Source organism: Inquilinus ginsengisoli, assembly GCF_031453975.1.
In the GTDB taxonomy this organism is placed as follows: domain Bacteria; phylum Pseudomonadota; class Alphaproteobacteria; order DSM-16000; family Inquilinaceae; genus Inquilinus; species Inquilinus ginsengisoli_A.
Genome location: NZ_JAVDPW010000009.1, coordinates 1 through 15,058, shown reverse-complemented (window position 1 = coordinate 15,058; position 15,058 = coordinate 1). Strand labels below are relative to the sequence as shown.

The window sequence follows — 15,058 nt, the reverse complement described above, 5'->3', positions numbered from 1 at the left end:
TCCTGAAGGGGATGGGACGGGGCGGCTTGGGCCTGCCCGCTAGAGCACGAAGTCGCCGGCCACGAGGGTGATGCTGCCGGTCAGGGTGATGCTGAAATCGGCGGTGCCGTCGCCGTTGACGTCGCCGCTGACCGTGGTGACGCCGCCGGCCACCGTCTCGCGCAACTCGCCGGCATGGTGGCCGAAGGCGGCGCTGCCGATGAAGCTGAAGGCCTGGTCGCCGGCCACGGCAGTGTTGGCGTCGATCCCGGCGAGGTCGATGCGGTCGCCCTGGGCGTGGCTGAAATCGGTGATCCGGTCGGCCCCGGCGCCGACCGGGCTCTGGCCGACGCTGCCATAGGTGAAGCGGTCGGCCCCGGCCCCGCCGATCATGGTGTCCTTGCCCCCCAGCCCACTCAGCACGTCGTTGCCGGCGCCGCCGACCAGCCCGTTGTCGATCGACGATCCGATCAGCGCGTCATTGCCGCTGCCGCCATAGACGTTCTCGATCCCCATCAGCGTGTCGCCCTGGGCGGTGCCGCCGGCCCCGGTGCCGGTGGCCAGGTTGATCGCCACGCCGACGGTGTTTTCCGAGTACATCGCGGCATCGATGCCGGCGCCGCCGTCGAGATGGTCGGCCCCGGCCCCGCCGCGGAGCACGTCGTTGCCGGCATTGCCGTTCAGGATGTTGGCCACGGCGCTTCCGGTCAGGGTATCGCTGCCCTGGCCGCCGACGACGTTCTCGATCGAGATCAGGGTGTCGCCCTGCGCGTTGCCGCCACTGCCGGTACCGGTGGCCAGGTTGACCGTCACCCCGACACTGCCTTCGGAATACATCGCCGTGTCGATGCCATCCCCCTCCAGCGCGGCGGCCGCGCCGGAGGAGGCACTGCCATAGCCGCCATCCAGCACATCGGCGCCGGCGCCGCCGCGAAGCACGTCGTTGCCGCTGCCGCCGTACAGGCCGTTGGTACCGGCATCGCCGGTGAGGGTGTCGGCGAAATTCGACCCCGCGAGACTCTCGATCGAGACCAGGACATCGCCCTGGGCCTCGCCGAGCGACCCGCCCGTGGCCAGCGCGACCGTGACCCCGGACAGGGCGTCGCCATAGCTGGCCGTGTCGATGCCGAGGCCGCCGTCGAGCCGGTCGGCGCCCGCGCCGCCCTCCAGCACATCGTCGCCCGCCGCGCCCGACAGGATGTCGGCACCGGCCCCGCCATGGATGGCGTCGGCGCCGCCGGCCCCGGTGATGCGGTCGTTGCCCGACCCTGCGGCATAGTCCATCGCCTCGACGCCGACGGCGCTCGACCCGTCGCTGCCGACCCCGCCGTTCAGGGTGAAGGTCAGGCCGGCGGTGGCGGCGCGGCGGTCCATGGAGAGGAAATCGATGCCTGCGCCGCCATCGACGGTGTCGACCCCGGCCCCCGCCCACATCGTGTCGTCGCCGGCACCGCCGTTCAGCACATCGTTGTTGGCACCGCCCTGGATGAAGTCGTTGCCGGCGCCGCCATTCACCGTGTTGTTGCCGTCATTGGCGTCGATGTAGTCGTCGCCCGCCCCGCCGGTGATGGTGTCGGCGCCGCTGCCGCCCCGGTAGTCCAGCGTCTCGATGTTGATCGCGGTCGACCCGTCGCTGCCGGCCGGGCCGTTCAGGGTGAAGGTGACGCCCAGGGTGGTGGTGTCGCGGCCGACATAGAGGTGATCCGTGCCGGTGCCGCCATCGGCCGTCACCACCCCGGGGCCGTTGAAGTCGAGTTCGTCGTCGCCGGCGCCGCCGCTGAGCGAGTCGCTGCCGCCGTCGCCCACCAGCCGGTTGGCACCGCCATCGCCGATCAGGACGTCGTCGTGCACACTGCCGGCGATGTCCTCGATCCCGGTCAGGGTGTCGCCCTGGGCATCGCCGCCGCTGCCCAGCCCGGTCGCGAGATTCACCGTCACCCCGGCGGTGCTGTCGATGTAGACGGCGGTGTCGATGCCGATGCTGCCGTTCATCGCATCGGCGCCGGCCAGGCCATAGAGCGTGTCGTCGTCGGCGCCGCCGTCGAGCTGATCGTCGCCGGCGCCCCCGACCATCATGTCGTTGCCGGCGTTGCCGGTAAGGATGTCGGTGCCGTCGCCACCGTCGACCCGGTCGTCGCCGTCATTGCCGCTGGCCCGGTCGTCGCCGTCCATGGCGTAGATGGTGTCGTTGCCGGCTTCGCCGTAGATCGTGTCGGTGCCGGCATAGCCATAGAGGGCGTCGTGTCCGGCCCCGCCATCCAGCGTATCGTTCCCAGCCCCGCCCGTGATGGTGTCGTTGCCGTCGGCGCCGTAGACGATGTCGTCGCCCGAGCCGCCATTGTAGCCCAGCTGCTCGATGTTCGCGGTCGTCGTGCCGTCGCTGGCTGCGCCATTGAGATGGAAGGTGACGCCTACGGTGGAGTCCGAGCGGTCGATGAACAGGCGGTCGGTTCCAGCACCGCCGTCGACCGTCAGCACGCCCGCCTTGGCCTGGATGATGTCGTCGCCGGCGCCACCACTCAGAGTGTCGTTGCCGGTTCCGCCATCCAGCTGGTCATTGCCGTCGCCGCCGAACAGGGCATCGTTTCCGTCCAGCCCCAGCAGGCGGTCGTTGCCCGCCAGGCCGCTGATGGCGTTGTCGCCGGCCGATCCGGTCAGGATGTCGTCGAAGAACGAGCCGGTGAGGTTCTCGATGTCGGCACCGATGGTGTCGCCCTCGGCGGTGCCGCCATGGCCGGTGCCGCCGATCGCCGCTGTCACGCCGGCCGCGCTGTCGGCGAAGTTCGCGGTGTCGATGCCGGCGCCGCCATTCAGCGCATCCGCCCCGGCGCCGCCGAGGAGGGTGTCGTCGCCGTCGTCGCCGAAGAGCGTGTCGTTGCCGAGGCCGCCGGAGATCCCGTCATTGCCGGCATTGCCGTGGATGACGTCGTCGCCGTCGGTGCCGTGGAGGGAGTCGCTGTTGGGGGTGCCGTCGATGGTCGCCATGATCGATCTGCTTGCTTCCTGAGGGGGTGGGGGCGCCGGTCGCGGTGACACGGCCCTGGTCTGCGCAATTCGGCGAAAACCCCCTCCATGCAGCGGTGCGCCGGCCGGGACGGGGATGCATCGGGGGCGCCCGCGCGCCCTCGGCAGCGGCGCCCCTGTCCCTGCCGCAGGGACCCGAAGGCATCGATCGCCATGGAGCGCACGGGCCCACTGCTTCAAAATCGGGGTTGGACCGGGGCGAGGCAATACCCTCAAAATCCGGTATCTTGACAAGCTCGGAACTCGATGGAAGTCCGAGTCGATCCGCCCCGGGGACGTCAGATCGCGATCAGCCCGTGCGCGACGGCGACGGCGGCGGCTTCGGTCCGCTTGGTCACGCCCAGCTTGGCCATCGCCGACCGGACATGCTCATCGACGGTGTGGGAGGACAGGCTCAGCTGTCGGGCCGCGAATTTGCTGGTGGCGCCGCGCGCGACCCAGACCAGGCAGTCCTGTTCGCGCTGCGACAGCAGCCGGGTCGCGGTCGCCGCCGCCGGCGGCGCGTCCCGCACCTCGGCGGCGAAGCGGCGGTCGAGCCGCAGCGCCCGGCCGATATGAGGGCCGAGATAGGTCAGGAGGGCGATGTCCGCCTCGCTCCAGGGCGGCGAGGCGCAGGACCGCGTGACGGCGACCTCGGTCGTGACCCCCGTCGCCTCGACATCGGTCCAGACCAGGGCGCCGCCGGGCGCCGGCGCCGCCTGCGGGCGGTGGCCGCAGCCGGGCTCCCGTCGCGGCGCCGCCCCGCGCATCCGGGCCAGGGTGACGGTGCCGCCGCCCAGCACATCCGCCAGGCGCGACAGGGTGTCGGGCCACGCCGCGTCGCCGAGGGCCGCGGCATAGAAAGCGCCGATCAGGTCGGCGACCTCGTGCTCATTCGCCATCACGCCTCCGCCGGACAGGGTCCGCTCGCCCCGGCCCCTCGGAGAGACGGGCGGGAGATTCGCTCGACCTTGTCGGCCGGGAACCAGCGGTCGCGGCGACGGTGAGCGGCACAGGAAGGACGCTGAAGTCCCACCTCTAGGAATTGTGGAGTATAGGACAGTTATTATTACAAGCCCAACATTTTTTGTGGAAGACTCAACATTTCCATCGAGCCTGCCGCGGCGTCGTGCCATCGGCATCCCTTCCGCGGGACGGTGGCGGTCCGGCTATGCTCCCGCCGGCTCCCGCCCGACATGGATTCGCGTGCCTGCCGCCTGCGCCACCTGCAGCAGCTCGGCCGGCGGCGGCCGGTCGACCACCAGGTCGTCGATCGCGTCGAAGCCGCAGACGCGTTCGATCGCCGAGACGCCGAACTTGCTGGCGTCGACCACCAGCATCGAGGCCTCGGACTGGCGCAGCATGGCGCGCTTCACCGCCGCTTGGCCGATGCTGACGTCGCAGGGGCCGTTGTGGCTGAGGCCGGAGGCCCCGAAGATGGCGCGGTGGGCGTTGAACCGCCCGAGATACTCGGTCGTCTCCTCGCCCGCCACCAGGGCCTCGGCCCCGTCATAGGCCCCCGGGCACAGCCTGACATGGAAGGTCGGATTCGCGGCGGCGACCGCGGCGATGCTGGTCGAATTGGTGATGATGGTCAGGTCGCGCGCCCGCTGCGCCAGGTGCCGGATGACCTGGTAGGTGGTCGACCCGCCGTCGATCATCAGCACCGCGCCATCCGCCACCAGGCCGGCGGCCGCGGCGCCGATGCGGTTGCGTTCCGCCACCCGCAGGTTCTGCCGGATCGAGAACGAGGCCTCGCTGGTCAGCGGCCGCAGCGTGGCCCCGCCATAGGTGCGGCTGAGCAGGCCGCTGGCATTGAGCTCGGCGATGTCGCGCCGGATGGTCTCGCCGGTGACGCCCAGCTGTTCCGCCAGCAGCGAGACGCGGATGGACGCGTGCTCCGCGATCTGCTGCAGGATCAGTTCGTGGCGGTCCTTCTTCTTCGGCTTGGCCAGTCCCACCGCACGACCTCGACGCTGTTCCGCGGCGGCGCGCCGACGGTGCCGGGCCAGGGTCAGTCCCATATGTGCCCGGTTCCACATTCGCGGATCGGCAGGGACCTTGCCAAGGGGCATCGCAACCCCCTGCGATCGGAACCGCCCGGGTCAGGCATGCAGAGCCACCTCGGCGGCAATGACGACGGGGCTGTTGAGCGGCGTCGCGACGACGCCGACCGCGGTGCGCGCGTGCCGGCCGATATCGGGCCCGAACAGGTCGAGCACCAGTTCGGAGGCGGCGCCGACGATGCCGGTCGTGCGGTCGAAGCCCGGCGCCGACAGCACGAAGCTTTCGATCCGGAGCCAGGCGGCGATACGGCCGAGATCGCCGAGTTCTCGCTTCAGCGTGCCGAGCACGGCCAGCATCGCCAGACGGGCGGCATGCCGGGCCTCGTCGGGCGAGACCTCGATGCCGACACGGCCGAACGGGCCGGCGGCGCTGCCGTCCGGCGCCTGCGGGCCGTGACCCGAAACATAGATCCGATCGCGGTGGCAGCGGGCCCAGGCGAACGGCATTGCGGTCTCCGCCGGCATCCGGACCGGCGCCGGCAGGTACAGCCCCCGCGCGGCGATCCGATCCTCGATCGCCGACGGTTCCGGCCGCCTCAGAGGCTGTGCAGTCATGGCACGATCGCCGCGCCGCCATGGGGTCCGAACCGATTCGTCATGATCAACCTCGTGGTGTCCCGGGGCGGGAAGAATGCCGCCGGGCGGAAAGCCGTTTCAGGATCAGGAGCCGGGCGGCGCGCGGCAATCCCCTCAAGACAGAGGGCTTGACAGGCGGTCAGGGCGTGAGCAGGCCCTGCTCCATCGCCCGCATCACCGCCTCGGTGCGCGTCGTCGCGCCCAGCTTGGCCATCGCCGAGCGGACATGTTCATCGACGGTGTGGGACGACAGGCCCAGCTCCCGCGCCGCGAACTTGCTGCTGGCGCCCCGCGAGATGCAGGCCAGGCACTCCCGTTCCCGCGGGGAGATCGGCCGGCTGGTCGGTGCTTCGCGGGTGCCGCCGCCTGTTGCCTCGGCCGCGAAGCGGTGGTCCAGCCTGAGAGCCCGGCTGAGATGGGATCCGAGATAGCGCAGCAGGGCCGCTTCCCGCTCGTCCCAGGCCGGCTGGCCGGCGGGCCGAAAGACCGTGACCTCGGCCGCCCGCCCGGTGGCGTCGGCCTCCCGCCAGCGCAACCCTCCGCACGGCTCCTGCTCCTCCGGCACGTCACGCTGCCGGGGCGAAGGCTCTCGCCGCAGCGTGGCGCCGCTGCCGCCGAGCAGTAGGGCGAGGTGCGACAGCACCTCGGGCCAGGTCTTCTGGCCAAGCGCCGCATCATACAGCCCGCCGACCACGGTCAGGATCTCGCCGTCGGCCTCCGGTGTTCCCGCTTTGAGATGCAATCGCCCAATCCTATCCTGCGATGCCGCGAACTGTCCCGGCACCCGATCGGCAGACGCTAGCAACGCCGGCGCGGCCCCGCCCCCCACATTTGGGGGGTCCAACATAAAATATTTGGGACTCCACATTTCTGTCGCCGAGCGATCGGATGAGCCTTCAAGGCTGCGACGCCGTGGCCCCGGCCCGCGGGCTGGCCCCGGCCGGAAAGCCGTCTACAATCGCAGCCGACCGCTGAACCCGAGAGGATCCGACGGATGGCGCAGCCCGGCCCGGCCCATTGGCAGAAGCGGATCGGCCTCGTCGCCGTCCTCCTGTTCCTTGCCGCCCCGGCCGCCCGCGCCGAACCCGCCTTCAGCGATCCCTGGCCGGCCGTGTCCGATTCCACCGGCCGGATCGTCGCGGTGCCCAGCCGCAGCCCCTTCGCCCCCGCCGACATCGGGCCCGACGCCCCGGCCACTTCGGCGCGCGTCACCTACTACCCGCCCGCCGGCGGCGACGCGGCCCACAAGGCGCCGGCGGTGGTGCTGCTGCACGGCTCCGCCGGCATCGACGAGAACCGCGAGCCGACCTATGCGCGGCAGCTGGCGGCGATGGGCATCGGCGCCGCGGTGGTGGACGTGTTCGGGGCGCGACGCGATATGGCCACCAGCTTCGTCGACCGGGTGATCGAGATCACCGAGACCATGGCCCTGGCCGATGCCTACGCCACCCTGGCCTGGCTGAAGGCGCGGCCGGAGATCGACGGCAGCCGGGTCGCGGTGTGGGGCTTCTCCTACGGCGCCATGGCCAGCGTCATCGCCGCCGACGCCCAGATCGCCGACCGGCTGGCGGCGCTGTACGGCCTGGGCGACACCCGCTTCGCTGCCCATGTCGCCTTCTACGGCCCCTGCATCACCAGCTTCGAGGATTCGCGCACCACCGGCGCGCCGGTGCTGATGGCCTGGGGCGAGCGCGACGCGCTGATCGACCCCGCACGCTGCCAGGCCACCGCCGCCGCGATGCGCCAGGGCGAGTCGCGGGTGCAGACCATCAGCTATCCCGGCGCCGTGCACCAATGGGATGGCAGCCGGCCCGGCCCGCGCCCGATCGGCCGGCTGCTGAACGACTGCGACTTCCGGGTCGAGCGCGACCTGACGGTGCGCGACGGCAATCTCGGCATCGCCATGACCGGGCCGTTCACCCGCAAGCTGATCCTGGCATACTGCGTCGGCAGCGAGGGTTACCTGATCGGCCGCGACGACGCCGTGCGGGCGAGGTCGGACCGCGACGTCGCCGCCTTCCTGTCCGCCGCCTTCGGGCTGGCGAGCCGCAGCTGAAGCATGGCCGAACAACCCATGCCGGCCCTGCGCCGGCTGATCGCCGCCCTCGCCCCGCTGGTGCCGGCGCTGCGCGCCCTGGCGCCGCGCCCGGTGACCGCGGCGGACCGGCTGGCGGTCTTCCCCACCCGGGGCCTGCCGCTGTCCCGGCCGGTCGACATCCGCTGGAACGACCACCAGATCCCCTTCGTCGAGGCCGAGACCGACGGCGACCTGGCGGTGGCGCTGGGCCTGGTCCACGCCCATCTGCGCGGCGGCCAGATCGCGCTGCTGAAGCGGGTGGCGCAGGGCCGGCTGGCGGAGATCGCCGGGCCGGTGGCGCGCGACCTCGACCACATCCTGCGCATCCTCGACTTCCGCCATGCCGCCGACACCGTGATCGACCGCATGCCGCAGGATGTGCGCGACTTCGCCGAGGCCTTCATCACCGGGGTGAACGCCTATCACGCGCTGGAGCGGGCGCCGCCGCCGGAATTCGCCCTGCTGGGGCTGCGGCACGAGCCCTACACCCTGCGCGACATGTGGACGATCGGCCGACTGGCCGGCACCGACATCAACTGGCTGGCCTATTTCGGGCTGCTGCGCGAGCGCGGCACGCCGGGCTTCGCCGCCACCTGGGCCCGGATGCTGAAGGCCGGCGCCAACGCCACCGCCAGCTTCTCCATGGACGAGGGACAGGAGGCGCTGGCGACCCTGCTGACGGCGACCGGCCGCAGCGGCAGCAACTGCGTCGCCGTGGCGGCATCGCGCAGCGCCAGCGGCGGGGCGCTGATCGCCAGCGACCCGCATCTGGCGCTGTCGCTGCCCAATTTGTGGGTGGTCGCCGGCATGCGCTCGCCCGGCTACCACATGGCCGGGCTGATGGTGCCGGGCCTGCCCTTCGTCGCGGTCGGCCGCAGCCTGCACATCGCCTGGGGCGGCACCAACATGCGGTCGGCGTCGAGCGACCTGTACGATATCTCGGGCCTGCCGCCCGGAGAGATCGAGACCCGCGAGACGGTGATCCGCACCCGATTCTGGCGGCCGGCTCGGCGGAAGGTGCGACGCAGCCGCTTCGGCCCGATCGTCAGCGACGCCAAGCTGGCGCGCAGCCGGCCGGGCGACACCATCGCCCTGCGCTGGATCGGGCATGAGCCGACCGACGAGATCACCGCCCTGCTGCGCGCCAGCCGCGCCACCACGCCGGAGGACTTCCGCGCCGCCTTCGCCGGCTTCGGCGTCTCGGCCCAGAACATGCTGGTGGCCACCGCCGCGGGCCGCATCGGCCAGGTCATGGCGGCGACGCTGCCGCTGCGCACCCGCTTCCCGCCGCCGGACCCGGTGCTGGACGCCGCCGACCCGGACAGCCATTGGCAGGGGCTGGTCGACGCCCCCGGCCTGCCCTGGGCCACCGACCCGCCGGACGGGGTGCTGGCCACCGCCAACAACCGGCCGACCGACGCCGCCGTGCCGGTCGGCTTCTTCTTCTCCCCCGACGAACGGGTGCGGCGGCTCTATGCCCTGCTCGGCGCCAAACCGCAGCTGACGCCGGACGACCTGGCGGCGCTGCAGGCCGACACCTTGTCGCTGGACGCCGGGGTGCTCACCCGGCACCTGGTCCAGGTGATCCGCGACGCCGGCCTGGCCGGCGGGCATGCGGCCTTCGTCGACCGGCTGGCCGGCTGGGACGGCGACTATGCGGCGGACTCGGCCGGCCCCCCGGCCTTCGAGGCCCTGCTGTTCCACCTGGTGCCGCGCATCCACGGCGCCAGCTCGGCCGACGCCATGCCGCGGCTGATGGCGCAGTGGAACGCGATCATCGCCTTCCTGCCCGACGACCTGGCGGCGCTGGCGCCGGAGCGGCGGCGCCAGGTGCTGGCCGAAGCGGTCGGGCTGGCCGCCGCCGACGCCGCCGCCTTCCCGGCCTGGGGCGACATGCACCGCATGCGGGTGGCGCACATCCTGGGCCGGCTGCCGGTGCTGGGCCGGTTCTTCAGCTTCGGCGACTACCCCACCGGCGGGTCGCGCGAGACCCCGATGAAGACCGCGCACGGGCTGGTGCGCGGCCGCCACGACGCCAGCTACGGGTCGATGGCGCGGCATGTCGCCGACCTGTCCGACCCCGATGCCAGCTGGGTCACCCTGTTCGGCGGCCAGGATGGCTGGCTGGGCAGCGCCAACGCCGCCGACCAGATCCCGCTGTGGCGGCAGGGCCGGTCGATCCGCCTGCCGCTGCGGCCGGAGACGGTGGCGCGCGAATTCCCGACCGTGCTGCGCCTGGAGGCGGTCCGGCGATGATCGACCCGACCCCGGCCTTCCGGCTGGCGGCGGCGCTGCGGCGCCGGCGGCTGCGCAGGCTGGACCCGGTCGAGAGCCAGCGCCGAACGCTGCTGGGGCTGCTGCGCCGCGCCGCGTCCACCCGCTTCGGCCGCGACCACGGCTTCGACCGCATCGCCGATGTCGCCGCCTTCCAGGCCGCGGTGCCGCTGCGCCGCTACGAGGCGATGTGGCGGGAGTACTGGCAGCCGGCCTTCCCGGTGCTGCGGGATGTGTCCTGGCCCGGCGGCATCCCGTTCTTCGCCCTGTCCTCGGGCACCACCAGCGGCACCAGCAAATACGTGCCGGTCAGCGACGCGATGCGCCGGTCGAATGTCCGCGCCGGCTTCGACCTCGCGGCCTGGCATCTCGGCGCCCGGCCGCGCAGCCGGATGTTCGGCGGCCGCAGCCTGATGCTGGGCGGCAGCACGGCGTTGACCGAGCACGCGCCGGGCATCTTCAGCGGCGACCTCAGCGGCATCGCCGCCCGCACCCTGCCGGCCTGGGCACGGCCCTTCGTCTTCCCCGGGCCGGACCTCGCCCTTCTGTCCGACTGGGAGGAGAAGCTGGACCGCATCGCCCGCGGCTCGCTCGACCTGCCGATCCGCAGCCTGTCCGGCACCTCGAGCTGGCTGCTGCCACTGCTCGACCGGGTGCGGACGCTGCGCCGGGCCCGCGGCGACGCGGCCGACCCGCCCTACCCCTCGCTCGACCTGCTGGTGCCCGGCGGCGTCGCCCTGGCGCCCTACCGGCCGCGCTTCGAGCGGCTGCTGGCCGGCACCGCCGCCGAGATCCGCGAGGTCTATGCCGCCAGCGAGGGCTTCATCGCCCTGCAGGACGCCGCCCCCGAGGACGGGCTGCGGCTGAGCCTGGACCACGGGCTGTTCCTGGAATTCGTGCCGGTGGAGGAGCTGGGGTCGCCCACCCCGACCCGGCACTGGGTCGCCGATGCCGAGCCGGGGGTGAACTACGCCCTGGTGGTGACCAGCTGCGCCGGGCTGTGGGCCTATGTGCTGGGCGACACGGTGCGGCTGGCCACACCACGTCAACTCGGGCGCGACCCGCCGCGCGTGCTGATCACCGGCCGCACCGCCTACGGCCTGTCGGCCTTCGGCGAGCACCTGATCGCCGAGGAGGTCGACCGCGCCGCCGTCGACGGGGCCGCGGCGATCGGCGCCGACCTCAGCGACTTCGCTGTCATGGCGGTGTTCCCGGACGAAGCGTCGCCGGTCGGCCGCCACCGCTGGTATGTGGAGTTCGCCGCGATGCCGGATGCGGCCGCGGTCGCCCGCTTCGCCGCCGTGATCGACGCCCGGCTGGCGGCGCTGAACGACGATTACGCGGCCCACCGCTCCGGCGGCGCCGGCATGGGCGCGCCGGAGGTGGTGGCGCTGCCGCCCGGCCGCTTCGCCGCCTGGATGAAGTCCCGCGGCCGGCTGGGCGGCCAGAACAAGGTCCCGCGCATGATCGCCGACCGCGCGCTGGCGGCCGATCTGGCGGGGTTCATGGGAATGGCCGGCTAGGCTGCGCGATCGGTTAGCGTCGGGTCATCGTTGCGCACCGCATTGACCCGGACCGAGACCGGATAGGCCTCGACCGGCAGGTCGGCCGGCGGCGCCAGGATCGCCTGCAGCCGGTCCGGCGCGGCCGCCTCCTCGCCCAGCCAGGCGGGCCAGTCCGCCGGCTCCAGCATCACCGGCATGCGGTGGTGGATCGGCCGCAGCCGCTCGATCGCGTCGGCGGTGACGATGCTGAAGGTGCGGACCCATTCGCCCGAGTCGGGGTCCTTCCACCCCTCCCACAGCCCGGCGAAGCTCATCGGCCGGCCGTCGAGCCGGCGGACGAAATGCGGGGTGCGGTCCGGCGCCCATTCGTAGAAGCCGTCGGCCGGGACGATGCAGCGCCGCGCCTGGAACGCCTTGGCGAAGCTGCGCCGCTGGGCCAGCGTCTCGGACCGGGCGTTGATCAGCTTGGCGCCGCCCTTGAGGTCCTTCTCCCAACTCGGCACCAGGCCCCAGCGCAGCAGGCCGATGGCGCGCCGCCCGGTCTGCGCGTTGAACCTGACGACCGCGAGGTCCTGGGTCGGCGCCGCGTTGTAGCGCGCCGGGACGTTGGGGATCGGGCCGTCGGAGTCGTAGGCGGTGGCCAATTCCTCCGGCGGCAGCTTCTGGACGAATCTTCCGCACATGGGGTCAGGCTAGCAAATCAGGCCGGCACCGGCAGCACATAGGGGCCGAGCAGCAGCCCGGCCAGCATCATCAGCACCACCAGCGTGACCAGGGTCAGGCCGAAATGGGCGCCGCGGCTTTCCTGCGGCACGGCCAGCACCAGGCCGGTGCCGCGGTAGAGGATGGCGAAGGCGTAGCCGAGGGCGAGCAGGATCAGCAGGATCGCCGCCGGGCCGGAGAACACCAGCTGCACCGCCGGCCCGATCATCTCGGCGACATAGAGCGGGGTCAGCGCCAGCGCCACTAGCACGAAGGCGGCATCGAAGCCCGCCTTGCCGCCGAACATCCCGGCATAGAAGCGGATGATCGCCGCCATCACGAACAGGCCGGCGAGGTTGAGGACCACGCGCCCCGCCATGAACAGCGCGATCAGGCCGATCGAGGCGCCGGTCTCCGACGCCGAGGTCAGCACCACCAGCAGGATGAAGGCGCCGATCGAGGTCAGCACCAGCACCGGCAGGGCATGTTCCCGCACCACCAGGCGCCAGCCCGGCGCCGGCACGCCATGGGCGGCCAGGGTGGCGTCGGGTTCGAACAGCATGCCGCGCATGCGGCCGACCACAGCGGCGAGATCCAAGACCGTCTCCAGCACGTCTTCGCGGGGCCGGCCCCGCAGGACCGCCCCCCTAGGCCAGGGATATGGCCCCTCCGATCAACCGCATGCAAGACCGCGCCTTGCAAGGCCGGGCAGCGCGTGCCATGGCTTTCCCCATGAAGCAGCGTATGCGACGGACCAAAGCCGCGACCCCCGGGTCGCGGCGTGAGATCGAACTGGTGATCGAGCGCCTCGGGGGCGGCGGCGACGGCGTCGGCACGGCGGAGGATCACCGCATCTACGTGCCCTACGCCGCCCCCGGCGACCGGGTGCGCGCCCGGCTGGGCCGGCCGGACGGGCAGGTGTGGCGCGGCGAGTTCGTCGAGCTGGTCGAGGCCGGCCCCAACCACCGCGACCCGCCCTGCCCGCATTTCGGCCCCTGCGGCGGCTGCCAGGTGCAGCATCTGGCCGCGCCGGTCTACACCGAATGGAAGCGCGGGCTGCTGGTCAACGCACTGTCCCGCCAGGGCATCGAGGGCGAGGTCGGCGCGCTGGTCGAGACCCCGCCGCGCAGCCGGCGCCGCGCCAGCCTGGCCGCCCGCCGCGGCGGGTCGGGCGTGTTCCTGGGCTTCAACGAGGCGGGGTCGAGCCGGATCATCGACCTGACCGACTGCGTCGTGCTGCGGCCGGAGATCACCGCCCTGCTGCCGCCGCTGCGCGCGGTGCTGGCCGGCATCCTGCCGCAGAACGGCGGCGCCGACCTGACCGTGACCCTGCTGGAGGACGGCATCGACCTGGTGGTCGTGGCCGACAACAAGCTCGACCTGGCGATGCGCGAGCGGCTGGCGGAATTCGCCGTGGCGCAGGACCTGGCGCGGCTGTCCTGGCGCGGCGCCGACGGCTTCAACGACCCGGTGGCGCATCGCCGGTCCGGGATGATCCGCTTCGACGGCATCCCGGTCACCATCCCGCCGGGCGGCTTCCTGCAGGCCAGCGCCGAGGGCGAGGCCGCGCTGACAGGGCTGGTGCGCGACGGCGTCGGCGCGGCGAAGAAGATCGCCGACCTGTTTTGCGGCGCCGGCACCTTCGCCCTGCCGCTGGCCGGCGGCGCCCAGGTCACCGCGATCGACGGCGAGGCCGCGGCGATCGACGCCCTGGCCACGGCGGCAGGGCGCGGCGGACGGGGCGAGCGCATCGCGGCGCAGCGCCGCGACCTGTTCCGCCAGCCGCTGACCGCGGTGGAGCTGAAGGGCTTCGACGCCGTGGTGTTCGACCCGCCGCGGGCCGGCGCCCGCGACCAGGCGGAGGCGCTGGCGGCGTCGGCCGTGCCGCTGGTGGTGGCGGTGTCCTGCAACCCGTCCAGCCTGGCGCGCGACGCCCGCATCCTGGTCGATGGCGGCTACCGGCTGGAGCGGGCGACGCCGGTCGACCAGTTCCTGTGGTCGACCCATCTCGAAGCGGTGGCGGTTTTTCGACGGTGAGGATCCGCTCTCAACGGCTCACGCTCGTCCCTCAGCTTGTCATGCCACGGCTTGACCGTGGCATCCAGGGGCGGCCAGAACCGCTCTTGATGGCCCCTGGATTGCCCGGTCAAGCCGCATAGGCGCTAAGATAGGGGATTCCGGAGAAGGCGGGATCGTGATTCAAGCTTGGGATGTCTCACGATCTGACGAATGACGCGGACTGGCAGGATCTGGTCGAGCGCTTTGGCGGGGCCGAGGCGCTGACGAGGTCGGCGCGGGAGCACAAGGCGTTCCAGCGGGCGCGCGGGGTCAAGGACGCTGCGACCCTGCTGCGGCTGGCGCTGATGTATGGTCCCGGCGGCCTGTCGCTGCGGGGCGCGGCGGGAGCGGCGGCGTTGGGCGGGATCGCGGCCTTGTCCGATGTGGCGCTGCTGGGGCGGCTACGGGCGGCCGGGCGATGCGGCTGCATCTGGCCTATGACCTGCCCGAAGAGCGGATCAGCCACTGCGTCCTCACCGATCTGGCCGGCGCGGAGAAGCTGACCCGGACGCCGGTGCGGCCCGGCGAGATCCGCATCGGCGACCGCGGCTATCCCCGCCCCGACGACCTCGCAGCACTCCGCGCCGACGGTGCCGATGTGGTCGTCCGCCTCACCTGGAAGAGCCTCAGCCTGGCCCATCGCGACGGCCGGCCCTTCGCCTGGATGCCGCTGTTCGACGCCGCCACCGCGCACGGCCACGCCGACGCCGAAATCCTGGTCGAGAAGGCCCGCACCCCGGATTGGCCCGCCTTGCCCATGCGCCTGGTGGTGATCCCAAAGCCCCCCGCCGATGCCGAACTCAGCCGCAGCCGCGCCC

General features: G+C 72.5%; 12 protein-coding genes. 5 read left to right on the top strand and 7 right to left on the bottom strand.

Going from position 1 to position 15,058, the window contains the following annotated elements:
• Positions 1-39: 39 nt before the first annotated feature.
• The 5 genes from E9232_RS24045 to E9232_RS24025 form a co-directional block, all read right to left on the bottom strand.
• On the bottom strand, positions 40-2,964 hold the full coding sequence (locus E9232_RS24045; protein WP_309798296.1) for a beta strand repeat-containing protein: 2,925 nt from the start codon (positions 2,962-2,964) through the stop codon (positions 40-42).
• A 317-nt stretch (positions 2,965-3,281) separates the two neighbouring features.
• Positions 3,282-3,884: a response regulator transcription factor gene (locus E9232_RS24040; RefSeq protein ID WP_309798293.1), complete on the bottom strand. Its 603-nt coding sequence runs from the start codon at positions 3,882-3,884 to the stop codon at positions 3,282-3,284.
• Positions 3,885-4,151: 267 nt separating this feature from the next.
• Positions 4,152-4,943: a DeoR/GlpR family DNA-binding transcription regulator gene (locus E9232_RS24035; protein WP_309798292.1), complete on the bottom strand. Its 792-nt coding sequence runs from the start codon at positions 4,941-4,943 to the stop codon at positions 4,152-4,154.
• A gap of 144 nt (positions 4,944-5,087) precedes the next feature.
• Positions 5,088-5,603, bottom strand: coding sequence for a RidA family protein (locus E9232_RS24030; protein ID WP_309798291.1), 516 nt, complete (start codon positions 5,601-5,603; stop codon positions 5,088-5,090).
• A 160-nt stretch (positions 5,604-5,763) separates the two neighbouring features.
• Positions 5,764-6,366: a helix-turn-helix transcriptional regulator gene (locus E9232_RS24025; protein ID WP_309798289.1), complete on the bottom strand. Its 603-nt coding sequence runs from the start codon at positions 6,364-6,366 to the stop codon at positions 5,764-5,766.
• 252 nt (positions 6,367-6,618) lie between these two features.
• Here E9232_RS24025 and E9232_RS24020 point away from each other — a divergent pair, with 252 nt between their 5' ends.
• The 3 genes from E9232_RS24020 to E9232_RS24010 are packed head-to-tail and all read left to right on the top strand — an operon-like array spanning position 6,619 to position 11,498.
• Positions 6,619-7,680, top strand: a complete 1,062-nt coding sequence (locus tag E9232_RS24020; protein WP_309798287.1) for a dienelactone hydrolase family protein — start codon at positions 6,619-6,621, stop codon at positions 7,678-7,680.
• Positions 7,681-7,683: 3 nt separating this feature from the next.
• Positions 7,684-9,957 (top strand): penicillin acylase family protein, encoded by a 2,274-nt coding sequence (locus E9232_RS24015; RefSeq protein ID WP_309798285.1) that lies wholly within the window; start codon positions 7,684-7,686, stop codon positions 9,955-9,957.
• On the top strand, positions 9,954-11,498 hold the full coding sequence (locus tag E9232_RS24010; RefSeq protein ID WP_309798283.1) for a GH3 family acyl-acid amido synthetase: 1,545 nt from the start codon (positions 9,954-9,956) through the stop codon (positions 11,496-11,498). The genes E9232_RS24015 and E9232_RS24010 overlap by 4 nt, the downstream gene beginning before the upstream one ends.
• On the opposite strand, the gene E9232_RS24005 is transcribed toward E9232_RS24010, so the two are convergent.
• Positions 11,495-12,163, bottom strand: coding sequence for an SOS response-associated peptidase (locus E9232_RS24005; protein ID WP_309798280.1), 669 nt, complete (start codon positions 12,161-12,163; stop codon positions 11,495-11,497). The genes E9232_RS24010 and E9232_RS24005 overlap by 4 nt on opposite strands.
• Before the next feature lie 17 nt (positions 12,164-12,180).
• Positions 12,181-12,780: a YIP1 family protein gene (locus E9232_RS24000; protein WP_309798278.1), complete on the bottom strand. Its 600-nt coding sequence runs from the start codon at positions 12,778-12,780 to the stop codon at positions 12,181-12,183.
• Positions 12,781-12,926: 146 nt separating this feature from the next.
• Between E9232_RS24000 and E9232_RS23995 the strand changes: the two genes are divergently transcribed.
• Both E9232_RS23995 and E9232_RS23990 read left to right on the top strand, forming a co-directional pair.
• Complete coding sequence (locus tag E9232_RS23995; protein WP_309798277.1) at positions 12,927-14,219, top strand: class I SAM-dependent RNA methyltransferase; 1,293 nt, start codon at positions 12,927-12,929, stop codon at positions 14,217-14,219.
• Between the two features lie 439 nt (positions 14,220-14,658).
• On the top strand, positions 14,659-15,058 hold a 400-nt coding region (locus E9232_RS23990; protein ID WP_309798273.1), incomplete at its 3' end, for a hypothetical protein.